General features: G+C 66.8%; 14 protein-coding genes. 4 read left to right on the plus strand and 10 right to left on the minus strand.

What is annotated here, in order from left to right; translation table 11 throughout:
- Positions 1–24: 24 nt before the first annotated feature.
- The 5 genes from ACEF39_RS11280 to ACEF39_RS11300 are packed head-to-tail and all read right to left on the minus strand — an operon-like array spanning position 25 to position 6,379.
- Entirely contained in the window at positions 25–1,767 is a 1,743-nt protein-coding gene (locus ACEF39_RS11280) for a putative porin (protein ID WP_500285090.1), read from the minus strand.
- 42 nt (positions 1,768–1,809) lie between these two features.
- Positions 1,810–2,508, minus strand: a complete 699-nt coding sequence (gene tolA, locus ACEF39_RS11285) for a cell envelope integrity protein TolA (RefSeq protein WP_500285091.1) — start codon at positions 2,506–2,508, stop codon at positions 1,810–1,812.
- Positions 2,509–2,511: 3 nt separating this feature from the next.
- Entirely contained in the window at positions 2,512–2,925 is a 414-nt protein-coding gene (locus ACEF39_RS11290; RefSeq protein WP_089235818.1) for an ExbD/TolR family protein, read from the minus strand.
- A gap of 9 nt (positions 2,926–2,934) precedes the next feature.
- Positions 2,935–4,719, minus strand: a complete 1,785-nt coding sequence (locus tag ACEF39_RS11295) for a DUF2341 domain-containing protein (protein ID WP_500285092.1) — start codon at positions 4,717–4,719, stop codon at positions 2,935–2,937.
- Positions 4,720–4,756: 37 nt separating this feature from the next.
- Positions 4,757–6,379 carry a ShlB/FhaC/HecB family hemolysin secretion/activation protein gene (locus ACEF39_RS11300; protein ID WP_500285093.1) on the minus strand — a complete coding sequence of 541 codons (1,623 nt, stop codon included), beginning with the start codon at positions 6,377–6,379 and terminating at the stop codon, positions 4,757–4,759.
- A gap of 201 nt (positions 6,380–6,580) precedes the next feature.
- Between ACEF39_RS11300 and ACEF39_RS11305 the strand changes: the two genes are divergently transcribed.
- Positions 6,581–6,916 carry a hypothetical protein gene (locus ACEF39_RS11305; RefSeq protein WP_500285094.1) on the plus strand — a complete coding sequence of 112 codons (336 nt, stop codon included), beginning with the start codon at positions 6,581–6,583 and terminating at the stop codon, positions 6,914–6,916.
- A 9-nt stretch (positions 6,917–6,925) separates the two neighbouring features.
- Here the strand turns inward: ACEF39_RS11305 and ACEF39_RS11310 are convergent, their stop codons facing one another.
- The gene (locus ACEF39_RS11310; RefSeq protein ID WP_500285095.1) at positions 6,926–7,384 is read right to left on the minus strand and encodes a hypothetical protein; all 459 of its coding nucleotides are present in this window, start codon (positions 7,382–7,384) and stop codon (positions 6,926–6,928) included.
- A gap of 116 nt (positions 7,385–7,500) precedes the next feature.
- On the opposite strand from ACEF39_RS11310, the gene gspH reads away from it, so the two are divergent.
- From gspH to ACEF39_RS11325, 3 genes are read left to right on the plus strand one after another with little or no spacing between them, the layout of a single operon-like run.
- A complete protein-coding gene (gene gspH, locus ACEF39_RS11315) occupies positions 7,501–7,947 on the plus strand; it encodes a type II secretion system minor pseudopilin GspH (protein WP_500285096.1) in 447 nt (148 codons plus the stop codon).
- Positions 7,944–8,306: a type II secretion system minor pseudopilin GspI gene (gene gspI, locus ACEF39_RS11320; RefSeq protein WP_500285097.1), complete on the plus strand. Its 363-nt coding sequence runs from the start codon at positions 7,944–7,946 to the stop codon at positions 8,304–8,306. The genes gspH and gspI overlap by 4 nt, the downstream gene beginning before the upstream one ends.
- Positions 8,303–8,917, plus strand: coding sequence for a prepilin-type N-terminal cleavage/methylation domain-containing protein (locus ACEF39_RS11325; protein WP_500285098.1), 615 nt, complete (start codon positions 8,303–8,305; stop codon positions 8,915–8,917). The genes gspI and ACEF39_RS11325 overlap by 4 nt, the downstream gene beginning before the upstream one ends.
- Positions 8,918–9,316: 399 nt before the next feature.
- Here the strand turns inward: ACEF39_RS11325 and ACEF39_RS11330 are convergent, their stop codons facing one another.
- The 4 genes from ACEF39_RS11330 to gspE form a co-directional block, all read right to left on the minus strand.
- Positions 9,317–21,715: a filamentous hemagglutinin family protein gene (locus tag ACEF39_RS11330; RefSeq protein ID WP_500285099.1), complete on the minus strand. Its 12,399-nt coding sequence runs from the start codon at positions 21,713–21,715 to the stop codon at positions 9,317–9,319.
- A 204-nt stretch (positions 21,716–21,919) separates the two neighbouring features.
- Positions 21,920–23,110 carry a substrate-binding domain-containing protein gene (locus ACEF39_RS11335; protein ID WP_500285100.1) on the minus strand — a complete coding sequence of 397 codons (1,191 nt, stop codon included), beginning with the start codon at positions 23,108–23,110 and terminating at the stop codon, positions 21,920–21,922.
- 226 nt (positions 23,111–23,336) lie between these two features.
- The gene (gene gspF / locus ACEF39_RS11340; protein WP_500285101.1) at positions 23,337–24,536 is read right to left on the minus strand and encodes a type II secretion system inner membrane protein GspF; all 1,200 of its coding nucleotides are present in this window, start codon (positions 24,534–24,536) and stop codon (positions 23,337–23,339) included.
- 7 nt (positions 24,537–24,543) lie between these two features.
- Positions 24,544–25,980, minus strand: a complete 1,437-nt coding sequence (gspE, locus tag ACEF39_RS11345) for a type II secretion system ATPase GspE (protein WP_500288010.1) — start codon at positions 25,978–25,980, stop codon at positions 24,544–24,546.

Genomic DNA, 25,980 nt, shown 5'->3' on the forward strand with positions numbered 1-25,980 from the left:
CGTGACTGCGATCACGCTGTCCGATCAGAAACCGGTATTGAACTCCAGCTGGAACACGTCGATCGACAACGGCGGGCCCGACACTTCCTTGGCCGCCATCCACTTGCCGCTGATCCAGCTGCGCGCATCCAGCGCATAGGCGCCGCCGACGTAGTAGCCGCGCGCATTGGTACCACCCAGGTGGAAGTTCGGATCGTTGTAAGCGTCGGGCAGTGCATCGGCCTCGATCCGCTTGTAGCCCAGCAGGGCCTGCCACTGGCCCTTCTCCTTCAGCTCGGTGGCGCCGAAAGTGGCCTGCAGCATCCAGGCGGTGTCGCCGCTGCGGAAGGTATCGATGCTGGCACTGCCACCGGCGCCGTAGTTGTTGACGATGCCGTTGTTGGCCCGGGTGAACATGGCCTGCTTGTCATAGGCCAGGTTGCGGATGTAGTCCGCGTCCAGGCGCATGCCGATATCCTGCGCAAGCTGTGTATCCCAGCGCAGGTTGAAAGTCGCCAGGCGGAATGCCGAGGCCAGGCCCACGTACTGCGGCGTGGGCGTGTTGGCCGGATCCAGCGGATTGCGGGCGATGTCGCGGATCAGCATCAGGGTGTTGCCCTTCTGCATGAACGCCGGCCGCGACCAGTCGGTATCGCAACCGACCGCACCTGCGTATAGCGCGCACGGCGACGACAGGCGGCCGCTGATGTTCTTGAAATCGTAGTAGCCCAGCGCTGCACGCAGGCTGTTGTCATCGTTGAAGCGCCAGTTCACCCCCACCTGTGCACCGGACAGCCACTTGTTCTCGTTGGGCGTCTTCACCCGGCTCTGGCTGGGAGCGCTGTCGGAGGTGTACTCCAACGGCACCACCGCCAGGTTGCCGAACAGGCCGACGTCGTCAGCGATGTCGTACCTGAGATTGGCCGCCAGGCCATCGAAGTTCAGGTCGTTGGAGAACAGCGTGTCGCTGGTCCAGAACGGATTGCCGAAGCGTCCGCCACGCACCGTTACCCAGTCGGCCGGGCTGTAGGCCAGCCATGCCTGGTCCAGCCACACGTCCTTCTTGCCCAGGCCGCCGCCAAGCTGTTCGGTGGTGGACACCGGCCCGTTGCTGCTGCCGCTGGCCAGGCGCACGCCTGCGGTGGTGTGCTCGCCGATCATCGCTTCGATGCCCAGCCGTGCACGGATGCGCCACAGGTTGCGGCGATCCTGGCGGGTGTTGAGCAGCGGCGGCAGCTGCAGGTTGGTGTTGTTGTTGGTATCGAAACCGCTGCCGGCATTCACCGAGGCCCAGTTGGTTTCGATGTCGCTGTTGCGCTCGGAGTAGAAGCGCGACTCGCTGCGCACACGCATGTCACCGGTGACCTTGATGCGCTTGGTCCACTCGGCCACTTCGTTCGGCGCGGCCCAGCCCTCGGCTTTGGCCTGCGCCATCACGTCCTGGCGTACTTCATCGCGGATGCCATCACGCACGCTCTGCGGCACGTACGGCACACGCACGTCGCCCGCTTCCAGCGCCACGCCGCCGCTGCTGCTGGCTGTACTGCCCGCAGTGCTGCGCTGCGCAGCCGCCGCCTCTGCTTCAGCCTGTACCAGCAGCGCCTGGCCGTCTTCGGGCTTGAGCGCGCCACTGGCGATCAGGCCCCTGATCAGCTTGACCATCGTGGTTTCGGCAGCCATTGCACTGGCCGGCACGGCCAGGCTGAGCAGTACGGCGCAGCACAGCAGCGCCCGTCGGGCCGGCCGCGGGCGGTGGGATGCGGTTCGAGCGCGGTCGTGGTCGTTCATCACGGTTCTCATCGAAAGAAGGGAAATCGTTGAAGTCATCGGTCAAGCGCCGGGGCGGCGCCCCTGGATCAGCACACGCGCGGGAAAATCCAGCGACGCCGGTGGCATCTGGTCGACTTTGCCGATCTGCCGCAGCGCATCGAGCACGGCCACGTCGGCCTCTTCGTTGCCGCTGCCACGCACCAGCTCGACCTTCTCCAGCCGGCCATCGGGCGCCAGCCAGACATTCACCTGCAGCTGGAACGCCAGGCGCTTGACCCGCGCATCGCGCGAAATCGCCTGCTGCATCAGATAGCCCAGGTAGCGGCCATAGCTGGCGTTGCCGGCACCGCCGCGGCCAACGCCGGACGAGCCACCGCCGCTGCCCGACTGGATGCCGAAGTTGTCACCACCGGCCTGTGCATCGGCGTCCATGGTTACCGGGTCGGCGTTGTCCGGCGTCGGCGTCGGCTCTTCGGCAGGCGTGGGCTGGTCCAGCGGTTCCGGCTCAGGCACGGTCTCTTCCGGCGGCGTTTCCGGCTGGGGTGGTTTTTCCGGTGGCGGCGGTGGCGGTGGTGGAGGTGGCAACGCCAGCATCGGCGGCTGCACCACCGGCCGGCGCGTGCTGGCGGTGTCCTTGAACAACAGCCACCACACGGCAGTACCCAGTACCAGCAGCGCCGCCAGCACCAGCGCGATCGTCACCAGCAACTGGCGTCCGCGCGTTCCAGGCTCCTGCAGGGGCGGTCGATGGCCGGCCATGACTCAGCCCTGCGCCTTGCCGGTGACCAGGCCGACCTGGGCCAGCTCCAGCCGCCGCAGCAGGTCCAGCACCTCGACCACACGCGCGTACTGCACCTGCGCATCACCGCGCACGATCACCGGGAAATCCGGCGAGGTTGCCCGTTCGGTACGCAGGCGGTCCTCCAGCTCGGCCATCGTCACCGGGTACGCATCCAGGAACACCTGGCCGCTGGGGTCGATGGTGATCGCCTTGGTCTTGGGCTTCTCCAGTGCGGTGCTGTTGCTGGCCTTCGGCAGGTTGACCTCGATGCCGGGAATGGAGGCGTTGCTGGTCAGGATGAAGATCACCAGCACCACCAGCAGCACGTCGACGAAGGGCGTCACGTTGATGCCCTTCTCGCGCTTCTTGATGCCGAACTTCGCCTTGTAGGCCATGGCCGTCCCTCAGCCCTGGACCGCGGCCGGGCCGCGCCCGTCCTGCTCTTCGGCCAGGCGGGCGGCGAACTCGTCGATGAACACCGCCATGTCGGCGCCGATCGCTTCGGCGCGTGCCCCCAGCCAGTTGTAGCCGAACAGCGCCGGAATCGCGACGCCGAGGCCGGCGGCCGTACACAGCAGCGCTGCGGCCATGCCCGGGGCCACCGAGTTGATGTCCACCGCACCGGCCATCGCCGCGACCACGAACACCAGCATGATGCCGATCACGGTGCCGAACAGACCCACATACGGCGCGCCCTCGATGGTGGTCGACAGCCAGTTCATGCGCCGCGCCATCGCTTCCTGTTCGCGCACCATCACCGCGTCCATCGACGCGCGGATGGCGGCGATGGTGGCCGCGCTCAGATAGCCGGAGTTGCCGTCGCGCTGATGGCGCTGCTGCATTTCATCGATGGCCACCTGGTAGATGCGCCAAAGCGAGCCGTCGTGCATCGCCGTCGGCACCTTGCCCTGCCGGTCCATCTCGGACAAGGTGCGCAGCGGCACGCCGGAGAGCTTGCTGAAGCTCTCGGTGAACACCGCATTGGCCTTGCTGGTGCGGCCGAAATGACGGCTCTTGGCGATCATGATCGCCCACGACAACAGCATCATCAGGCCGAGGATGGCCACCACCACCCAGGCGTCGAACGGCATCGCCCTGAGGATGAAGGCGAAGTGGCTCTGCCCGGCCGACTGCTCGTCGGCGCCGTAGCTGATCAGGCGCGAGTCGGCGCCCTGCGCGGTGGCATCGGCCAGCAGCAGCGCCGCTGGGCGCGCCACGCGTGAGATCCGCAGTTCATCCAGCGCACCATCGAAGTTGGCCAGCGGCTGCGTCGCACCCGGTGCGTCGGCACCCACCACCGCAGCGGTTGTCAGTGCCGGCAATTCACCACTGAGTTGGGCCACCACGCGGCCGTTCAGATACAACTGCAGCGACCCCTTCTCGGCGCTAAGCGCGAGATGCGCCCACTGCCCTTCCGGGATCGGTTGCGCCGGCGTGCTGCGCTGACCGTTGAGCTGCACGAACGGCACGCGGTTGTCGATACCCAGCACCAGCTCGGCGGTGCCATCGCGGCGGGCGTAGATCGCCTGCGCGGTGGTCAGCGCGCCCGGTTTGATCCAGGCAGAAACGGTAAGCGGCGCACCCGCTTCCTGTGCCAGCGACGCACTGGCCGGCAGCGGCAGCGGGCCAGCACCCAGCTGCACGCCACGCCCGATCACCGTGCTTTCCGCCGCAGGCACTACCGCACCGGCCGTGTTGCCGTAGGCCGTGGTATCACGCGCCGGCGCATTGGCTTCGGCAAAGTGGTAGACCAGCGTGTAGTCCGGATCGAACACCTGCTGGCCATTGCCGCTGGCCGGTGCCTTCGCGTTGCCGTAGTACATCCAGATCGTCTGCGGCGCGCTGGCGGTCAGTGCCGGAACGTCCACCCAGACCAGTGCGAGGCCCAGGTTCGGGTCGAACTGCTCGATCTGATGGGCCAGCACGGTGCGACCGTCGGCAGAAACGAAACGCAGGTCGTTGCCACCGTCCTGGGTGCCATCAAAGCCGAAGTTTCCGGTATGCAGGCGCAGCAGCAGCGGTGTACGCCCGGGATTGCCGGCCAACCCCGCACCCTGTGGACCGGCGTCGACGGTGATGGGCTTGCGGTACTTCCATTCGGCCTGCCACCAGTTGGCATCGGCCGCGGCGGCGGGCAGCGCGATCAGCGCAGCCAGCAGCAGCAACATTCGGGAAAGCAGACGGTCCATGCAAAAGGTCTCCGGAGAACGCATCTCAAGGGAAGGGTCAGTAGCTGGTGCTGATGTTGAAATGCAGGCGCGGGTCGTCCTTGCGCGTGACCGGGCCGTCGGCGTAGGGCCAGGCGTAGTCCAGGCGCAGCTGCAGGTGTTCGCCCAGGCGCAGCTGAGCGCCCAGCCCGACCGACGCCAGGTTGTACTTGTCGCGCTGTTCCGGCAGCGGCTGACGCAGGCGCAGGTAGGCCGCGTCGGCGAAGCTGTACAGCCGCAGGTCGGTACCGCTCCACAGCGACCACGCCGGGGTGCGCCATTCCAGGTTGGCCAGGCCACCGTAGTCGCCGATCGCTTCGGCCGAGAGGTAGCCACGCACGGTGTACATGCCACCGGCGGCGAACTGTTCGGCCGAGACCAGCGGCGCATCGGTCGCCTGCAGCGAGCCACGCGCATACCACTGCCAATCGTTGCCGAAGGTGTGCGTATTGGAGACATCCGCCTTGAACGCTACGAAGCTCGGGTCGGCCCAGTAGCGCTTCTGACCGAAATCAGTGGCGTTGCTGCCATAGCCGAACAGACGCCGGGTTCCGGCCACCAGCTGCGTGTTGATGCTCAGCTGATCGTTCTCGCCCTGGCGCACCCCGACGAAGGCCAGGGTGATCGGCGCGTACTTCAACGGCGTCTTCAGGCTGTCCTTGCCCATCTGCGTGTCTTCTTCGGTGTCCTTGAAGTCCACGCCGAGGCTGAGCTGGCGCCACCACGGGCTGCTGCCGGTCAGGCGGTAGTTGAGCTTGAGGCCAATGGAATGACCGTTGCCGATCACATTGGTGCCGGTGCCGGTGCCTGCGCCACCTTGTCCGCCGGCATTGAGTACGCGACTGTCGGATTTGTAGCCCGATGCTTCAAGGCTCCACGGCGTGCCTTCAAAGGGCATCGTGTACGAGGCCGAGAACACCTTCGCCTGTTTGGTATCTTCCGGCGCAAGGTACACGCCGATGTTGGCGCTGTGCCCGCGCTTCCACAGGTTGTCGTGGGCCAGCGATGCACTCAGGCGCAGCTTCTCGGTATCGGCGCTGTGGTCGTTGTTGAGCGCCGCACTGGCACGCCAGGGTGACTTCTCTTCCACCTGCAGGTCCACATCCATGGTGCCCGGCACCTGGCCTTCGCGCACCAGCGGCAGCACCTGGCGGCGGCCACCTTCGTTCATTGCAGTCAGTTCCCTCTGTGCCTGGTCGAAGTCGGGCACCCGCCCCTCGGCCAACGCCGGTACCCGTTCGCGGATGCGTTCGGGTGACTCATGGCGGGCACCGACCACGCGCAGCTGGCCAATCGGCGTCTGCTGCACCTTCAGCAGCACCACACCCGCATTGACCTGCTGTTCGGGCAGCTCCACATAGACCGATTGATAGCCGGCCTGCTGATACAGCGCGTTGACTGCATCACGCGCTTTTTCGACATCGGCGAGCGTCTTGCCGGGGCCGAGGAACGGTTCGACCGCACGTTCGATCTGACGCGCATCGAGCACGGTATTGCCGCGCACGATGTACTCGTTGATGTTCACCGTGGGCGCTGGCGCGGCGTCCTGCGCGAGCACTGGAAATGGCAACGACGCCAGGGCCAGCAGCAAGGGATGCAGGCGCAGCGGGAGGCGAACGGCACGGCACGGAACGGGAGTCATCGAAGGCATCGCGTCGTATCGAAGGGAATGGCCAGGGAGCGGCGCGTGGGTCTACCAACAGGACGTGCAGGCCGCGTCAAAACCGCCAACAGTTTTGTGACAGCACTGTCATCTGTTGACGATGCTGAAACAGGCGCAGGCGGACACTGCGCCCGGCATACGTCTTCATTGCAAAGCGCCTGCTGCCTCGGGAGATTCAGGATGTCCGCCACGCTGCTCACACCAAGCCGCCCTGCCCTCCTTCTGGCATTGGCTCTGGCCTCGCCCTGGGCGCAGGCCGGCCAGGCAGCCAGACCGGCAGACGCAGCGCCATGCATCGAAGTACAGGTCAACGGCGAGCGCATCCCCGCCTGGGACTGCCTGCAACGCAAGCTGGCACCGGCACCAGACTCAACCGCCCGCCCCGACATTCCCGAAGCCGAACGCTTGATGCGCAAGCCCGGCAACCAGTTGCTGCAGTACAACCTGGAGGGCACGCGGCAGCGCATGGGCGATGCATTCGGGCGTTCGGTGGTGCCGCAACGTCCAGCGCGCTGAGCGGTGTGTTCAGCGCCGCCCCACTGCGGCAGGAACAATGCCATCGGTGGGCAGCGGCGGCAGTTCGGGCACGGGCAGCGAACGCGGCTGCCCCGCCTGCTGCAGTTCCACCGTGTTGGCGCTGATTGCGGCCAATACGGTGGATGGCCCCAGACGCTGGCCCGGCACATAGGCCTGGGCAGGTGCTCCATCCACCGACAGCAACGCCAGCGGCGCCTGCCGCCCGGCCATCACCCCCAGCACGGTCACGTCAGTCTGTACTGCACCGGGCGAAAGCAGCCGTACCAGCGGCGCGCTCGCTGCGCCGTCGAAGGCCGGGGCAGCGGGCGGGGCAACCTGCACTGCGGCGGCGGCAACGTGAGCCGGCACCATGAACAGGGCCATGCCCCAGTATGCCGCCACGGCCAGCAGCAGCGCCGCCGCCAGCAGGGTCAACATGCGATTGCGATCCCAGCGCCTGCCGTCCATGTTCCGCACCTCCGCCATGTTCCTGTGCAGCCACGCTAGCAGCCGCCGCTGACGCTTTTGTTTCATCATCCGCACCTACGCTGGCAGCAATCGGCAAGGACGGGAGGCGATGTCCGATGCAACGCAGACCACGCGGCTTCACCCTGCTTGAACTGATGGTGGTACTGGTCATCATCGGCATCTGCACGGCGGGCATCGGCCTTGGCCTTGGCAGCCTGCTCGACCCTGCGCGGCAGCTGCGCCAGGAATCGGAGCGGTTGGCGCAGCGCCTGCAGGTCGCGCGCGATGAAGCACGCATCGATGGTCGGCCGATCCGCTGGCAGGCCAGCGCAGAAGGCTATCGCTTCAGCCGCCGCGACAGCGAAGGCTGGGTCGAGCTGCGGCGCGATGACCTGCTGCGCCCCCAGCAGTGGCAGACCCACGGCATGAAAGTGGAGCCGACGGCCGTCATCGAATTGAGCCCCGAATGGATCGGCGTGCCGTGGGAGCTGACGTTGTCGCTGGACGGTCGTCGGCTGCGTCTTCGTGATGATGGCAGTGGACAATTGCAGGTCATGCAGTGAAGCGGACGCAACACGGATTCACGCTGATCGAGGTGCTGATCGCATTGGCCATCGTGGCCATCGCATTGGCGGCGGTGATGCGCTCGGTAGCGGTGGCGACCGATGACCAGTCGCGCCTGCGGGACCGCCGGCTGGCCCTGCTGTGCGCGCAGGACCGCTGGCAGGAGCTGCGTCTGGTCGCACAGCCTCCCGGCGATGCACGTCTGCTGTGCCTGCAGGGACGCACCCGCTTCCTGGTGCAGCAGCACCTGGGCAATGGCGCCGACGGACAACCGCAGCTGGAGTTGAGCGTGGTGGCCGAAGATGCACCGAAGCAATCGCTGGCGCGGCTGCAGCTGCCATGGACGGCGGCGCCATGAAACGCGCTGCGCGGGGCTTCACCCTGATCGAAGTGATGATCGCCATCACCATCATGGGCGTGCTGGCGGTGATCTGCTGGCGCGCACTGGACAGCGTGGCCAACACTGACCAGCGCCTGCGCCAGGCCGATGCCGAGACCAGCACGGCGATGCGGGTGCTGCAGCAGTTCCAGCGCGATATCGAGATGCGGGCCGACGATGCGTTGATGAACGGTGCAGTGCGCCCGGCCGATCAGCCTGCGCGGCTGCTGCCGCCGTCGTTGACCAGTGAGCGCCACCCCGATGGCGGCTTCACCCTGGAGATCACCCGCAGTGTCGGTAGTGATGGGCTGCAGTGGCAGCGCGTTCGCTGGTGGCGGCAAGGCAGCACGCTGTGGCGCGCCAGCGGTGTGCCTTCCGATCATTATCCGCTGCCTGCGCCTGAGCCGACGCGCGGGCTGCTGGTGGTCCGTGATGTGCAGCGCTTCGAGGTGCGCGCATGGCAGCCGGGGGTGGGTTGGGCGATGCTGCCGAGCCAGGGCGAGGTACTGCCGGCGACCGGTCTGGAGTTGCGGTTGGGGTTGCGTGATGGACGCGGGCCGTTGAGTTACCGGCGGGTGTTGGCGCTCTGAAGGAGCATCCACGCATGGCGTGGATCTACTGAACTGCATCCACGCATGGCGTGGATCTACTGCGCTGCATCCACGCATGGCGTGGATCTACTGAACTGCGTCCGCGCATGGCGGGGATCTACTGGGTTGCGTCCGCGCATGGCGGGGATCTACTGGGCTGCATCCGCGCATGGCGGGGATCTACTGGGCTGCATCCACGCATGGCGTGGATCTACTGAACTGCGTCCGCGCATGGCGGGGATCTACTGCGCTGCTCCCCGGTCGCCGGGCGCTGTCCCGCGCCCGGCGACGCCGTGTCGGTGGTCCTCACCGCTGATGGCTGCTCCCTGCCCTCGGTGCCGTCCTGGCTGGGGCCGCCACCGTTCCCTGGCAGCTGGCCCGATCCTGTGTGGCGTGGATCTACTGGGTCGGCTGCTTGCCTGCGTCTGCCCGGGCCTGCGGGAACTGGAAGGCGCTGTTGACGTCGTAGCCCGCGGCGGCGGCCGTGTTTCCGCGTGCTGGCGGGTCGATGCTGCTGCTGGCACTGCCGAAGCCCAGTATCTGCACGCTGATCACCGACGGCTGGTTGCGCCGCGCATCGTCCTGGCTCTTGCGCATCACGTCCTGTGCGGCCTGGCTGGCACTGTTGGCCGCAGCGCTTGCCGACGCCAGCGCGTTGACGTTCACCGAGGCCAGTACCGGCAGCCCCTTGCTGTCACCCTGCACCTGGATGTTGGCGGCGTTGAGCACCTGCAGTGCCGCCAGGTTGATGTTGCCCGACACGCGGATACCTGCCTCGCCCGCGTCGATGGTGCCCAGCGGCGCGATCAGGTCGACATCGCCCGGCGCCACTTCGGCGATCGGATTCAGCGTTGCAATGCCGGCGCCGCTGGCCGGTGCCTGCGGCGACAGGATCACATTGCCCCAGGTGTCATAGACCCGGCGCGGCGGGGTGTACAGCAGCGTGGTCTGCGAACCGCGGCCGGCATTGATGTCGCCCTGCTCGGACCACGCCAGGATGTCACCACCAAAGGTGGTCATCACCCGCGACAGGCCCAGCAGCACGCTGTCCTGGCTGAACAACCGGATGTCGCCCTGGCCCTGGGTGACCAGGCCCGCGCTCGCCGGGGGCACCACGCCCTGCACACCCACCACGATCTGCCCGCCCGGTGCCATCAGCTCGATGTTGCCGCCCGCTTCGGTGCGCACACCGGAGCCGCCATACATCAGGATATCGCCAGTACGGTTGATCGTTGCGCCATTGGCATCCTTGTCCGGCATCAGCGTGGCGATCGCTTCGCGCCCGCGCAGGTAGGAACCGAAACGCGGCCCTTCTGCATTGGTGTACTCACGACCACCTTCGCGCAGTTCAGCGTAGTAGACCTGGCGCAGGAAGATGCGCTGCTGCTCCTTCGGCAATGCGTCGAACACGGCCAGCACCTCGGCGCCATCGGCAGCCAGACCGAAGCGCTGCTGCAGCCACTGTTTCAGTTCCTTGTCATAGATCTTCACCGCCTTGCCGGGCTGCGAAGCCAACGATTGCGCCGGGTCGGCCAGGTTGGCGCTGTCCAGGTAGCGCGCGCGCAGTGCATCGAAGTCTATGCCTTGATTGCCAGCCGTCACAGCAATGCTCGCGCCCGGGCGAGTGTCGCCCTGAACGACGCCTCCCAGACTGACGATGCTTCCGGCCTCTTCCTGGCGCACTTGGCGGCCGGCATTCACCTCGACATTGCCGGGGCCGGCTACCGTCAGGTTGCTGCGGATGATGTCCCGCCCAGCGTCGATCCCGCTGATATCGGTACCGCTGGTGTTGAGCGCGGTGACATTCGCGTTGATCACATCGCGACCGGCGCGCAGTTGTACCGCCGATCCCGCTTCATACCAATCAAACAGCGTCCGGTTCGCGGTACCGGTGTTCTGCATCAGCTGTCGGCGGCCACCACTGCCCAACCCGATGATGTCACCGGCCACGGCATAGAAGCGACTTGGCGAAGTGGGGCGGGACGTCAGCGCACCGGTGGTCGGGGTACTGGGGCCGAACGCGAACAATGGCAGGATCGCCGCCGGATCGGTCCCCTGCACCCCATCGTCGGAGAGATTGTGGCTGACCCGGATTCGGCTGACGCCCCGCTGGGCCATGAAAGCAGGATCAAAGGGACCAGGGAGGCGGGCATCACTACCGGAACGTGCAATGCCCGTGGCATCGATCGCGGCAAAGATCGAGCCCCCGGCCAGAACCTCGAGCTGGCCGCTGGCCGAAGGCGCGAGCAGCATCACATCGCCTGTGTTCGCGCCCGGTCCGAGGCCTCGAAGCGAGGCACTGATGATGTCACCACTCGCTGCCACTGCGCTGAACCTGGACGGATACAGCCAGTAATTGATGTTGGGGGGAACGGATCGATCCTGTAGCGCGACGCCTTCAGCGAACATGTTGCTACCGGTTGCATGCAGACTTCCGGCCAGGCTTGGTGCGAGATTTCCGCCTGCCGAGAACAGGTCCAGTGCAGTGCCTCGGGTCCAGAGCGAGAACCACGTAGTGCCAGCTGCATGCTGGCCATCACTCAGAACCACGTCGTTGTAGTTGGACGTCGGTACACGCCCCGCATCTGCGGCGCCACCAAGAACAATGTCGCCACGGGCCTGCAGGCGGGCGGTGGAATCACCCAGGATGAGCACCGGCCCCGCCATCGCCACGGGTGCGTCGGCCACGAACGGATTCTTCAGGCCCAACGTTCCGTAGCTGCTTTGTATCGCGCTGAGACCACCGATACGCGCCGCCTGCAGCAGTGTACTGCCCCGCAGATTGGTCACGGCGCCATTGAGATCCAGATCCTGCAGGAAACCTTCGGGCTGCTGCGCGCTCGCACGCAGGCCTGGGTTGAGCGCACCGCCGCTTCGCAGCGTCAGGTCTCCGCCCCCCGTCAGATGCAGTTCACCGTTGCTGACGCGTCCGGTCGACCCGACCGCAGCGACAATGGCGCTGGAATGGGGCGCAGTCAACAATCCCAGGGCATTGCCCATCGACGCGATCACCCCCGAGTGGCGGCCTGCTTCCAGGGACAGATTGCCCCCTCCCAATGTGCCGAAGCCGGTGAAGCCGACCATGCGGGGCGTCGCGTCCTGCTCGGCGCCGACGGTGCTGTAGGTGCCGAAGTTGATCCACCAGCTGGTTGCTGTGGTCTGGACATCCTCCGTCGTGCCCGAACCCTGCCGCCACAACCAGTTTCCCACCGCAGCACTTGAATGCCCCGCTTGGTCGCGCTGCGCCGTGCCCGATTCGGACCGGGCGGTCCAGACATCGCCAATGATGTCTCGCCCCGCGTCGACCCTGACATCGCCACCACGATCTGGATACCAGGCACGGTAGTTGACCAGCGCCGCATCATAGCTGCCCGAGACTTGATTTTTGCCCAGCAGCGAGGTCTGCCAGGGCGCAGCCGCACGCGCCGGGTTGAACTGCGCGTCGTAGCCATCGCCCAACGACGTCGGCGCACCTGCGGTATACACACCGAAGCCGGACTTCATGCGCACGTCCTGGGCGGCCAGCAGCGTCAAGTCACCCTTGCCCGTTCGCAGCACGCTCCAGGCCGGCGCGCCCAAGCGCTTGCCATAGGTAGTGACTTCAGTCAGCGTGCCGCCACCATAGCAGTAGCCCATCGCCGCACAGATCTCTTCCTCCGACATGCCCATCTCGACACCCAGTTCCGTAGCCGGGCGGCCGACCCAGGATTCATCGCCCCACCATGCCAACGAGCCTTCCTTGTCGACCAGGCGCGGGGCGGGGCCGCAGTTGGGTCCGGAGTCACAGACTTCGTTCTCGGTCAAACCGAGCTCTCGGGCCAGATCGGCCACGGGCTTCCCGACCCACGATTCATCGCCCCACAGCCTCAGCGAGCCGTCCAGGGTGATCACGCGATCACCCTTCCATTCCGTCGTCGTGGTCACCGTGCCGATGGTGCTGTAGTGGCTGTCCGCCAGCACGATGCTGCCCTCGCTGCCCCAGCGGCGGGTGCGCGGGTCGGCAGCGGTGGTATCCGCACCCGCCACCGCAGTCAGATCCCAGGACGTCGTGCCTTCAGGCAGCATAGCCGCCAGCGCCCAGTTGCGTCCCTGCCGACCGCTGGCATCCGCGGTCCGCAGCTTTACCGGCGCGTCGCCGGCAAGCTCCACCTTGGTCATCGAGGGAATGATCGCACCGGCATGCAGATCCAGTGCGCCGGAGAGCTTCATTGCCATGGGCAGGGCGACACCGGCCGGCCACACCTGTGCGGCCACCGGCGCCGGCGTGCGCAGGCGGAAGCCAGCACCCAGGCGGGCACCGGACTGCAAAGCCAGCGCCTGTACCAGCACGGTACCGGCCGCCATCACCTGCCCGCTGCCTGTCGTCACGGCCGCGCCCAGAACGGTACCGGCGGGCAGCAGCAGCGGCCCGGACAACACCATCTCCACCGGCAGCACGGTTCCCGCCGGCAAGGTCACGCCCTCGAATGGCAATGCATAGTTCAGCGTGGCGCCGGCGCGGAACTCGGTGCCGCGCTGCAGCTGGACACCCTCGCCGGGCACGATCAGGTCGCCGCCGAACGCGGTGTTGGGCGTACCGCCACTGCGCCCCTCCAGCAGCACCCAGCCGTCCTCATCGGGATTGGCCGGCGGCGGCGCAAAGCCGTCATTGATGCTGCCGTAGACATTGATATCGCCCTCGGCACGCAGCACCAGCGCGGCGGATTCACCGAAGCCCCGGCGCGTCGGGTCGATCCGGTTCGACTGCGGACCGTAGCGGTAGCCGGACAGATCGATATCGCCGGCCACCACCAGATCGCCGCGCGGATTGTCGGCGCTGGTCCGCGCCACGATCTGCACACCCGGGCGCAGGCGGTAGCTGCCCAAGGCCGCAGTGCGCTGCTGCAGACCGGTGTTGGCCAGCGCGCCGTTCATCCAGACGCTGTTGTCCGGGTCCACCACCGTATCCAGCCAGCGCTGGTTGATCACCTGCGGGCGATGGCCATGCACGTCCGGCGCGCTGGCCAGCGGTGCCGAGTCATAGATGCGCACTGCGTTGACCTGGATATCGCCGGCACCGACGATGCGGATGCCGTTGGCCACGTCGATGGCCGCATCATCGGTGCCCACGCGCGGCACATTGAGCTTGACGCTGCCGCGTGCACGTCCATCGTTCTGCCCCGCAGCGGTACCGGCCGGCACCGAGGTGCCGGCACGCAGATCCAGCGCCGACGCACCGCCCAGCTGCAGGCCTCCACTGGCCGACGTCAGCTCGATCGTGGCCCGGTTCGGGCTGTCGATGATCTTGCCGTAGCTGTCCACGCGCAGGCCGCTGCCATGGGCATCCAGCGTGCCGTCCACGCGCAGCACATCGCGTGCCGACAGGCGGATGCTGCCGACCTGTTCGCCGCTGGCATCGATGCGGCCGTTGACCTGCAGGCTGCCACCATCAAGGCTGATATCGACGTGGCGAGCCTTCACTTCATTACCGATCACCAGGTCACCTTCGCTCAACTGGAAGGCACGGCCACCCGTAATGCCACCGCTCGTCAGCCGTGTGTTGAGCCCGGTAAAGTCCTGCAGCTGACGAGCACGCAATACCAGTTCAGCGCCGTCGTAGGGCACCTCGGTACCGCCCGCATCGTAGCGCCCGCTGGCACTGCCCAGCAGTGTTCCGGCCAGCGCCACGCTGCCCCCCTGCTTGCCCAGTGCCTGCACCGTCAAGCGACCGCCACGGTTGTTGCGTGCCGATACGTCGATGCGCGAAGCCGCATCGGCGCTGATATCGCCCTCGCTGGATGACAACGTGACATCGCCACCCCAGCTGTATTTGTCCACGTCATACAGGCTGACCTTGCGGCCGGCCAGGTCCAGCGCGGCGCTGCCGCCCAGCGAAATTCCCTCGCGTGCATTCGCATCGAACCGGCCGGAGGCCAGCGCCACCCGGCTGTCGATCGCGATGCGATCGGCCTTGATCGACAGTTCCGCCCCCAGCGCGTCATTGCCTGCGGTGGCGCCTGCGCCGCGCAGCTGCACGTTGCCGCCACTGCGTATCGCCAGTTGCGCACCCGCATCGCCTGTCAGCAGCGGCGTGACGATATCCAGCGCGCCTCCCGTCAGCTGCCAGCCGCTGCCAGCCACGTAGTCGCCTTGCTGCTGGAAAACATCGAGACTGCCTTTGCCCGAGAACAGCATCCGCTCGGACGCTGCCAGCGTGACCCCGGCAAAGCCGAGGACCTGGCGATCGGCGGCCACCGACGAATTGGGCCGGGTAAACGGCGCTCGCCCCAAGTGCAGCGTGCGCGTGTTGATCTCCAGCTGGCCACTGCCGAGACGACCGACCATCGCCTCACCGCCCGGCTGTGCCTGTTCGCCGCCCGGCAACGTCGTGCCCGCCAGCGTACCGTCCCAGACCAGCGTATCGGCAAAGATGCGTGCGCGGTCGGTGGCGGCACCGTAGCCGTGGATGGCCGGTGCACCCAGCACCAGGCTGCGCAGGCTGCTGCGCCCGGTCGCGCTGTCACGGGTGTCCAGATCGACGCTGCCGAACACGTTGATCGCATCACGCGCGGTCAGGCTCAGTGCTTCCAGCGCAGGCGCGCCAGACGCAGTGTTGCCGCGCAGCAGCCGCTGCAGGACATCCTGGTTCATGGTCATGCCGGCCGGCAGGCCGCCGGCCGCCGCTGCCGCTGCAATGGCCTCGGCACTGCCCAGGTTGAGCGCAGACATGCCCAGGCCCAGCTGACGGGTGCCATAGCTCACCGCATCACCGATGTTCAAGGCGCCGTCGGTGACCACATTGATGCTGCCAGCAGACAGCAAACGGGTCTGCCCGCTGCAGCCCGCCACGCAGCCACCGATATCGATCGCCACCGCCCCTGCTGCTGCCCCACCCTGCGCACTGAGCGCCGTCAAGCGCTGATTGGATACTGCCAGCAGCCCACCCGAGACCAGATAGGGCGCCGTGGTCTGGTCCACACGCGAGGGATCGGCCAGGGACAGGGTGTCGATCGAGGCGCCCTGCTCCAGCAGGATGCCCTTGCCTCCGAAGGCGGCCGCGAGCAGCACTTCCTGCGCCACCAGATTGACGCCGCTGCGCACGGCCAGCTGCGTTGCGCTGCCTTCCACCGTGTTGGTGGTCGCGTCACGGCGGAACGTCCCGCCGATCAGCATGATCTCCGGCCGCATTGCATTGAGCGCCGCGTCGAAGACGGTCGCGCCGCGCTCAGTGCTGATGCTGCTGCCCTCTTTGACAATCTCCAGCGATGCACCGTTCGACGCAACGAGGTTGACCGAGAGAATGCCGCCGCGCCCCTGCGCGCTGCCTGGATTGAAGCGCGACAGTCCAGCAAAGGTGACGGCCGGCGTGCCCATGCGACCCGCGCCATCGCCGAGCATCAGGCTGAGGTTGCCGGCATCTACGGGTCGCCAGCGCAGTGCTTCACCGCGACGTTCAGCCACGCCCTGCACGAATGTGCCGTAGGATGTTTCGTTGTAACTGGCATGGCGCCGTACGGTCTCCGCAGGCGTCAGCAGGAGATCGGTGAGCAGCGGCGAGACCGAACCACCGAAGCCCTGGCCCTGATGCCCGCTGAGCCGCCAGGAACCGGTACCGGTCGACACCGGCTGGCCACTGCCGATCGCGTTCTCCGCGCCGATCTCGACGCGGAACGCGCCGGGCTGCAGGGCGTAGCTGGCTGGCAGCAGCGTGTAGGTGCCGGCCGGCAGCCCCGGTACGCCTGCGGGTATGGTGATCTGTTGACCCACACGCGGGTTGGCGCTGCCGTCTGCTGTCGCCAACGGAGCCTGCACGTCCGATCGCCCCGGCACGATGGCGTAGACCGCATTGCCAGCGTGACTGAAGCCATAGCGCGGATTCGCATCCGCCAACGTGTGTCGCAGGATATCGACCGAGCCGCCGCGCCCGGCCACGAAGGCAGCGCCGGACAACTCACCTCCGCCGGAAACATCCACGACGCTGCCTGTGGCGCCGTTGAACGCATTGGCCACGATGTTCACACCAATCGGGATATTGACCGATCCGGGGTCAAGCACATTGAATTCGGCACCGGCCTTTCGCCAGGTCACACCGTCCACCGTGCCGCCGAATGGCAGCGTCAGGCCGGCGCCACTAATGGAGGTCACGCTGCCGGCAAGCAGATCGACACGGCTGGCGCGATCCGAGTTGAACTCCTGGCCGCCCAGCTGCACACGGCCCCACGGCGCCTGCACATTGCCGCCCTGCACCACCGTCGCCGCCACCAGTTCCAGGCTGCCGAACGCAGAATCCGGTGCCGGTCGCGCACCGCCCGCAACACCATGGATGCGCAGTACGGCCTCTGGATTTTCCCAGAACGGCAATCCCGAAGGGCCGATGGCCGGAACGCCGGCTACGATGCGACCCTTGGCCTGGGCTGCCGGATAAAGGCGCGCAGCGCTGATATCGATCGACCCCGGGCTTGCCAGCGTGGATTCCCGCGAACTGCTGGCGACCGGGGCCAGCATTCGGATGTCGCCGCTGCTGCGCAGGTCGATGTGATCGAAGCCGGCCAGCCACGTGACATCGCGCAGGTCGATCAGGCCGGCCGTGACATCGAAACTATGTTGCTTGCCCACGTCGAACGATGCCTCCAACGGGCGCAGCGTGCCTTCGCCGGCCGGCTGCCACCAACGCCCCTGCGCAAGGCGGACGTAGGGCGCACTCAGCTGCAGGCGACTGCCCTCATTGTTGCCCTCTGCAAACCCCAGGGCGCGCTCATTCAAGCCATGGATACGCAGGCTCTGGTCCATGCGAAGATTGACATCGCCCTGCGCCCGGAGATCGCCGAACAGCGAGAGATGATCGAAGCCGCCGGCCTCGATCTGCTGGACCGACAACGCGGCATGGCCATACTCCAGGCGGTCGGGCAGGCGCTGGTCCGCTGGCGTGTCCTGGGTGAGCGAGATAACACGCGGTGCCAGCACCTCCTTGTTCCCGGCGCTTCCACCATAGGTGCCACCACCGAACGCCACACCCAGGGTGCCGCCCCGGGCGCTGTCACCGCCTGCCGATGCGTCAAGCACACCCTGCAGATACAGCGCATTGGCCGCGCGCAGCACGATGCTGCCGCCGTCGCTGTCCACCTGCGTGCGCCCGCTGCCGTCGATATCAAGCAACGCCGAGGCGCCAGAAGCACCCAGCCGCGCGCCACGCTCGACGACCACCAAGGTATCGGGCGGCAGGTGGCGCACGTTGTCCTGGTCTTCCCAATCCAGCGCGCCGCCGATCTCGATCGTCCCGCCCTTGCGTACCTGCCCACGCAGCTGCCCGCGCGCATCGGCGGAGGAAACTGCATCGCCACTCACATCCAGCAGCGCCCCGTCGGCGATCGTCCAGCGGCGTTCGCGGCGTCCGTCGGCGCGCACCGTCGATGGATCGAAGGCTTCATCCAGACGGATGCGACCGCCCGCCGCCTTCAGCGTGCCCGCCACATTGATGTCGCCGGAACTGAACAATTCCATCGACTGCCCTGGGTCGACGTTGAGCACGGCATTGCTGCCGATGCGCAGGTCACCGGTCGACAGCAGATGCCCGGCGCGCAGCGTCAGGCTCGCACCCGCGCGCTGGCTGACGCGACCGCTGGCAGGATCCACCATGTACAACAAGGGTGACCATGCCTGCAGACCCTGCTCACGGCTCGAGGCACTCTGCGCACCCTCGGCCAGGCGCAGGACCGGTTGTTCCACATTCAACTGCACGCCGTCTTCAACGGTCAGCCCGTTGTGGCCACCGATGTCGTAGCGGGAAAAGCCGCTGCTGAACAGCGGCGCCTGCAACCGCAGCGCTTCCGACGCCGACGCCGCACCGCCAATGGCGACCCTGCCCCCTGTCGCAAGGTTGAAGGCGCCGCTGCCGCTGCCGAGCGCACTGAAGCGGACGCCATCGCTGATACGCAGCCGGCCACTGCCATCGGTGGCGACATCGGTGCTGGCCGCCAACAGGCTGACGCTGCCGCCCTTGCCTACCCGCCCCTTGCCCTTTGCATCGATGCTGCCACCCGCATCCACCGAAACACGTGCGCCCACACCCACGGTGATGTCATGGCTGACATTGATGCGCAGCTGTCCACCGTCAATCCACGCCTGCGTGGCGCCCCCATCCGACACGGCAAAGGGATTGCTCCAACCACCAGCAAGATCAAACCCTGCACCAGAGGCAACATCGACCGCGCCACGCCCGGCGGACAGCAACGCGGTGGGTTGACCGAGCACCGGAAGCAGGTTTCCGGCCTCCACCTGGCCACCCGCGATCTGCACGGTGCCGCCGAAGCTGATCCGGCTACCGGTGAGAGCAAGCTGCCCACCCTCCTGCAGCCTGAGCGTGCCATCCAGTTCAACCTGCCCCGCCGTGGCAATGTCGACGCGGCCCCAGCGCTGCGCGCTCAGGACATCGCTGTCCAGCGACACCGTGTTGCGCTGCGACTCCTCCAGCGGCACCTGTAGCGATACCTGCCGCGAATCGGCCGGGTTCTTTCCGATCCATACGTGGGAGTCATACACCGCATTGCGGCCGGTGTTGTCGTAGCGGCCCAGCCAGAGCTGAGCGTTGCGGGCTGCAGCCGTCTGCGCCTGCGCGTATCCATCCTGGCCCTGGTCGGGGCGGCGTGTCTGTTGCAGCCCCTGGAATGCACCCGTCTCCACCTGCCCTTGCAGAACTGCGGTGGGTGCCGAGATCAGCAACCGACCCGCATCGCGCCCTACGGTATAGCCATTGTCATAGCGTTGCCCGGGTGCCACCAGCGGATTGCGGAACGACTCGGTGACGCCCCAGCGTTCCTGCTTCACTTCAAAGCCCTGGTACAGACCGTCGTACAGCATCTCTGCCGGGGCATCATCAAGACGGTACAGCTGGCCGTCGCGGCCACGCAGCCAGCTCTGCTGGACCACGCCAGACTGCACATCCAGGCTGCCACCCGCCAGATTGATGCGCGAACCAGCGTGGCTGACAACCTCCTTGCCTGCCAGCTGGACGGTGCCGCCCTGTGCAGCCCATTCGCCTATCGAATGCCCCTGGTTGTCCAGGTAACCACTCACTTCCAGCAAGCCGCCACCGGCATACCAGCGGGTGCCTTCATAGCCACCGGTGCCTGCGGCCACCTCGGTCAACTGGCGACGGTCGATCCACACCTCGCTGCTGATCAGCTTGCCGCTGTCACGGTTGTCAGGCGAATCGCGCAGTTCGTTGCCCTGCACCTTCACCTTGACGTTGTTGCTCTCCATCGCCACCTGCACGCCGACCGCACCGGCCACGTCCACGCGGGCGCCGTCGTCCAGATAGCTGCGGCGGCCCGCATCGGAAATCACCTGACCACCGGTCGCCACCGCCAGCGAGCCGGCCTGGAAGTTCACATCGCCGCCGGAAACGATCTCGATGCGCGATTGCTCGCGGCGATCCTGCAGGCGCGAGAGATTGTCGAAGGTGCCGCTGTTGCTGGCCCCGCGCAGCTTGTCCTGCTCGGCCGATTCCCTGATGAGGGCATCGCGCTGGCTGTCCAGCGCCGTGCTCTTGCCATCGTCTTCCAGCAGCACCGCTGTCGTCGAGCCAGCGGCCAGGGTCACGCTGCCCGCCGCATCGGACGCCGAGTTCAGCAGGTGTACGGTGCCGCGCTGATTCAGCGTGGTGGTCGCAACCGCAACGCCGGCCTGTTCGACCGTGCGGCCGGCCAGGGTGATGTCGCCCTCGCGCGCCTGGATCAGACCGCTGTTGCGGACGCCGCCGGCTGTGCTGTCAGCGACGAAACGCGGTGCGATCTCGTTGCCACGGGTGGTCGACGCGGTGTTCTGCGCCGTACCCGCGCCACGGCGGATCACGAAACTGTCGCCGGCGGCAAGCTGAGTCTGGCCTTTTCGGGTCTCGATCTGGCCCGCGTTCTCCACGCTGTGCCCAGCCAGCAGCACGTAGCCACCGCCCCGCGTTGCCGTGGTCGGCTCGTGCGTGGTGATGCGCGCACCACGTTCAACCATGATCTTGCCCACCGCATCGGTCAGGGCGGACGTGTTCGCATCAACGCTGTACAGACCGTTGTCACGGAACTGCGCGTCGCTGATACGTGCTGCAGCAGCGACCAGATTGCGGACGTTGACTTGGCTGTTGTTGCCAAACACCACGCCGTTGCGGTTGGCGACGAATACCGTGCCGTTGGCCTTCAGCTGGCCGAGAATCTGGCTAGGCCTTGCGGCGGGATCATTGACCCGGTTCAGCACGGCCCAGTCGGCGTTCTGCAGGAAATTCAGCGTGGTGTTGCCACCAATGTTGAAGGTTTCCCAGTTCAGGATCGCCTGATCAGCGGTCTGCTCGATGCTGACCTGCACCCGGCCGTCGGCGCCCCGCGACTGGGTCGCTTCGCGGGCATTGATCCAGCCCCGGGTCAGCGGATTCTCGTCCACCTTCAGGCCGTCCTTACCCAACCCATCAGCCACCACGAAACCCGCCTCGCGTCGCGCCTGCCTGGCCTGCTCCTGCATGCGCTGCTGCAATGCGATGGCCTGCGCGGCCGTGCCGAGGTTGTCGATCGACTGCTGCAGTTTCTGTCGTGCCGCATCCTGCTGCTGTGCAGGCAGCTGGAACTGGATCGGCACGCCATTGGGCATGCGGCCACTCTGCGCTGCCGCGCCCTGGGCGGCGCCGCGGTCGGCGAACCAGCTGGGGCTGAACGCCTGCTGCGCCTGGCTGGCAGGAGCGACCACGGTGCCCAGCGCCACGGCCACGGCCCAGGCCATCGGGTGGCTGCGCCAGAGGGAGGCGGAGAATCGGGCAGTGGGCGAATGCGGGTGTGACATCGGGGACCTCGTCAACCTGATGGGCCGCGTTGGTGGCGGCGAGTACGGATGGGCCTGCGCGAGGCACGCCCTGCACCTGATAGACGGTGGTGGCGGCGTGAAGGCGACAGGCGCATCACTGTCATGCAGTGGACATACGCAGAAGGCGCCGGCATTGCTGCCGGCGCCCTTGTGCGTTTCCTGCAATTACCAAGACAATCGCAGTTACAGCGGACGGCCGATGCCCGCGCAGGTGCTCGGGTTGTTCACGGCACCGGCATTGGTAGCGGTCGCGAAGCGGGTGCGGACCGCATCACGCCAGGCCTTGGTCAGCGGGATGAACTTGTGCGCGCGGATCGCGGCATCGTTCGGGCCCTGCTCGACGCCGGCGACCACGACACTGCCGTAATGGCGGGTCAGGAAGCCACGCACGTTGGCGCCGACAGTGGCGTTCTTGTAGCACTGGCCGAACACGAAGTTGGTGTAGCCAGCGATCGGGTAGCCCGCGCTCGGGTTGCCGAACACCGGCACCCAGTTGGCCGGATTCTCAGCGGCGGTACCGGTCGGCGGAGCAGCAGTTTCCAGGGTCGCTTGCACGCTCACTTCATCCGGCGAGAAGCCCTTGACCTTGGCGACCTTGGTGGCGTCGGTCAGGCTCGGGATCACGTCCGGGCCGACGTAGCCGATACGGCCATCGGCAGCGTACACGGCGTTGTACACCGAGGTACCGCCGGTGGCCGGGGCAGCGACGAAGTTCGACGGAACCGTGGTGAACAGGTTGGTGAAGGTCGACTGCACCGAGAAGGCCGGCACGCCGTTGGTCAGCTTCAGCGTGGTGCCGGAAACGTCGGCCGGCTGGCAGGCGCTGGTCAGGAAGCGGGCCAGCAGTTCGCTGGTGCCGCTGCTCTCGCCGCGGTAGACCACCTGGATGGTGCCGGTACGGGCGCTGTCGATGCTCGACCAGTTGGTGATCTTGCCTGAGAAGATGCCGCAGATCTGGGTGACCGAAAGATCAACCGCCGAACCGGCCTTGTTGAACGGAATCGTGACCGAGGTGGCCACCGACGGGATCTGCACCAGGGCGCCATAGCGGTTGACGTCACCGGCCACGTTATAGGTGCTGTTGTAGGTGCTCAGCTCGGTGCCGCTCAACACCGAGTCGCTGCCAGCGAAATGCACGGTGCCGGTAGCCGAGAACAGCGCCGAGTTGTTTTCCAGGAAGGCCTTCTTGCCGGTGCCCGAACCGGTCACAGCGTAGCTGAAGTTGGCCGGCAGGATGCTGTCGGTCTGGCCCTTGTAGAGGTCGGCCGGCAGCGAGGCGCCGCCGCCGGTGACTGCGGTCTGGGCCGAAGCGGCACCGGCAGTGGCGAGCAGCGCGGTGGCAACCAGCGCGGCCAGAGTCTTGTACTTGGTCATGATCTTCTCCTGAAGGGTTTACTGCGAAGGGAAACGCCGAGGGAGGAACGGTCACTACACGCCTGCTGCCGCCGAGGGCCTCCCAGCCCACTCTGCGGCGACAGGGACATGCTGGTCGTCGCCGATGACAGGCCGCTTAAGAAACCTGTGGAAGATCGAAAAAAGGTGTGGAGGATTGTGTGGAGAAACCGGGTATCAGTAGATCCACGCCGTGCGTGGATGCACGTCATTGCACCAGCTGGTTCATTTCCATGATCGGCATCAGCACGGCCAGCACGATGGTCAGCACCACGCCCCCCATCACCAGGATCATCGTTGGCTCCAGCAATGCAGTGAGTGCCATCGCGCGGCGTTCGATCTCGCGCGAGATGGTCTGTGCAGCGCGGTCGAGCAACGGTGCCAATGAGCCGGTCTTCTCGCCACTGGCCACCAGGTGCACCAGGATCGGCGGATACACTTTCTGCACCTTCAGCGCAGCGCCAAGCGAAGTACCTTCGCGCACGCGTGCGGCCACATCGTCGGCACAGCGCGCCAGCAGCGCGTTGCCCAGTGTCTGTCGTGCGGCGTCCAGCGCGCGCAGCAAGGGCACGCCGGAATCCAGCAGGATCGCCAGTGTCGATGCGAAGCGAGCACTGTTCACGCCCAGCACGAAACGGCCCACCATCGGCACGCGCAACAACAGGCTGTCCCAGCGCAGGCGAAGATCCGGCCGCCGCAGTGCCAACCGCCAACCCACCACCAGCGCGCCGATGCCCAATCCCGTCCATGCGCCCCATGCGCGTACGAACGCACTGGCGGCCAGCATCACCTGGGTCAGCATCGGCAGCGTCTGCCGCGCCTGCACGAATGCCGTCACTACCTGGGGCACCACGTAGCTGAGCAGGAAGATCACGATCGCCACCGACACCAGGCTGATCGCTGCCGGGTAGATGAACGCCGTCAGCACCTTCGCCTGCAACGCGTTGCGCTCTTCGATGTAGTCGGCCAGGCGCTCCATCACCCGTGCCAGGTCGCCGGAATCCTCGCCGGCACCGACCAACGCACGATAGATCGCGGGAAAGTCGCGCGGCCGCGCCGCCAGCGCTACGGTCAACCGCTGGCCGGCGCGCACATCGGCACGCACCGCCGTGAGTGCCTGCGCAACGTGCGGGCGTTCGGCCTGTTCGATCACCGCGCTCAATGCGCTTTCCAGCGGCAGGCTGGCGGCCAGCAGGCTGGCCAGTTGCCGCGTGGCCCAGGCCAGTTCGCTGGCCGATAGTCTGCGCGTGCCCCAGCCACTGCCGGCATTGCGTGCGGCTGACACCTGTACCGGTGTCAGCCCACGCCCACGCAGTTGCTGGCGCACGCCGCGCGCGTTGTCGGCGTCCAGCTGTCCCTTCTCGATGCGCCCCTGTGCGTTGGCGGCCTGGTAGTCGAACAGTGCCATGCGCGCCTCAGTCGTCACCGGTCACGCGCAGGATCTCCTCCAGCGTGGTCACCCCGCTCTCGACCCAGCGCTGCCCGTCCTGGCGCAGGGTGCGCATGCCGGCACGCCGCGCGGCCTCGCGCAGCGCCGGTTCGCCCTGCCCTTCATGGATCAACGCACGCACGCGCTCATCCACCACGAACAGCTCATGGATGCCGGTGCGCCCACGGTAGCCGCTGTTCGCGCAGGCGGAGCAGCCTACCGCGCGCCACACGGTGCGGCCCTCGGTATCGAGTTCGGCACGCCGACACTGCAGGCACAGCCTGCGCACCAGCCGCTGCGCCAGCACGCCACGCAACGATGAGGCCAGCAGGAAAGGTTCCACGCCCATGTCCGCCAGTCGGGTCACCGCCGAAATCGCATCGTTGGTATGCAGCGATGCCAGCACGCCGTGACCGGTCAACGACGACTGCACCGCGATCTGCGCCGTTTCCAGGTCACGGATCTCACCGATCATGATGGTGTCCGGATCCTGGCGCAGAATTGCGCGCAATGCCGTGCCGAAGCTCATGCCGATGCGCGCGTTGACCTGGATCTGGCCGATGCCGGCGAAGTCGTACTCCACCGGATCTTCCACCGTGAGGATGTTGCTGGTGCTGCTGTCGAGCTGCCCCAGTGCCGCATACAGTGATGTGGTCTTGCCACTGCCGGTAGGCCCGGTGACCAGCACGATGCCGTGCGGCTGGCGGATCAACCCGGTGAAGGTGGCCAGGGTGTCGTCGGCCATGCCCAGCCGCTGCAGCTGCAGTCGCCCGGCGTCCTTTTCCAGCAGGCGCAGCACCGCGCGCTCGCCATGTCCGGTCGGCACCGTGGACACACGGATGTCCAGCGGTCTGCCACCCACGCGGATGGCGATGCGCCCATCCTGCGGCAGGCGCTTCTCCGCGATATCCAGGTGGGCCATGATCTTGATGCGCGATACCAGCGCCGCATGCAGTGCACGCCGTGGCTGTACCATGTCACGCAGGGTGCCGTCGACGCGATAGCGCACCACCGAATGCGTTTCGAAGGGTTCGATGTGCAGGTCGCTGGCACCATCACGCGCGGCCTGCGCCAGCAGCGCGTTGATCATGCGGATCACCGGCGCGTCGTCCTGCGCATCCAGCAGATCGGTCACCTCGGGCATGTCCTGCATCAGCCGGTCGAGATCGACTTCACTTTCGGCCGCGCCGACCACCGCTGCGGCATCGCCACCGTCACGATACTGTTCGCCCAACCGCTGCTGCCAGACCGCCGCATCCAGCACCTGGAACGGTACTGGCCCGTGCCGGCGGCGCAGCTCGGCCACTGCCCAGGCGGCGGTCTCGGCGGTCCCCAGCAGTACCGGCGCGCCGCCTGCTTCGGCCAGCATCACCCCGTGGCTGCGCACCCAGGCGTACGGCAGCAATGGCAACGGCACGGGCAT

The sequence above is a fragment of the Stenotrophomonas indicatrix genome, from assembly GCA_041545745.1.
GTDB lineage: Bacteria > Pseudomonadota > Gammaproteobacteria > Xanthomonadales > Xanthomonadaceae > Stenotrophomonas > Stenotrophomonas indicatrix_A.

Excerpts from the sequence above, each read along its gene's own strand:
- tolA (WP_500285091.1), bottom strand. The coding sequence starts at position 2,508 with ATGGCCGGCCATCGACCGCCCCTGCAGGAGCCTGGAACGCGCGGACGC.
- ACEF39_RS11305 (WP_500285094.1), top strand. The coding sequence starts at position 6,581 with ATGTCCGCCACGCTGCTCACACCAAGCCGCCCTGCCCTCCTTCTGGCA.
- ACEF39_RS11295 (WP_500285092.1), bottom strand. The coding sequence starts at position 4,719 with ATGGACCGTCTGCTTTCCCGAATGTTGCTGCTGCTGGCTGCGCTGATC.
- ACEF39_RS11330 (WP_500285099.1), bottom strand. The coding sequence starts at position 21,715 with ATGTCACACCCGCATTCGCCCACTGCCCGATTCTCCGCCTCCCTCTGG.
- ACEF39_RS11280 (WP_500285090.1), bottom strand. The coding sequence starts at position 1,767 with ATGAACGACCACGACCGCGCTCGAACCGCATCCCACCGCCCGCGGCCG.
- ACEF39_RS11290 (WP_089235818.1), bottom strand. The coding sequence starts at position 2,925 with ATGGCCTACAAGGCGAAGTTCGGCATCAAGAAGCGCGAGAAGGGCATC.
- gspF (WP_500285101.1), bottom strand. The coding sequence starts at position 24,536 with ATGGCACTGTTCGACTACCAGGCCGCCAACGCACAGGGGCGCATCGAG.
- gspE (WP_500288010.1), bottom strand. The coding sequence starts at position 25,980 with ATGCCCGTGCCGTTGCCATTGCTGCCGTACGCCTGGGTGCGCAGCCAC.
- ACEF39_RS11300 (WP_500285093.1), bottom strand. The coding sequence starts at position 6,379 with ATGACTCCCGTTCCGTGCCGTGCCGTTCGCCTCCCGCTGCGCCTGCAT.
- ACEF39_RS11310 (WP_500285095.1), bottom strand. The coding sequence starts at position 7,384 with ATGGACGGCAGGCGCTGGGATCGCAATCGCATGTTGACCCTGCTGGCG.
- ACEF39_RS11335 (WP_500285100.1), bottom strand. The coding sequence starts at position 23,110 with ATGACCAAGTACAAGACTCTGGCCGCGCTGGTTGCCACCGCGCTGCTC.
- ACEF39_RS11325 (WP_500285098.1), top strand. The coding sequence starts at position 8,303 with ATGAAACGCGCTGCGCGGGGCTTCACCCTGATCGAAGTGATGATCGCC.
- gspH (WP_500285096.1), top strand. The coding sequence starts at position 7,501 with ATGCAACGCAGACCACGCGGCTTCACCCTGCTTGAACTGATGGTGGTA.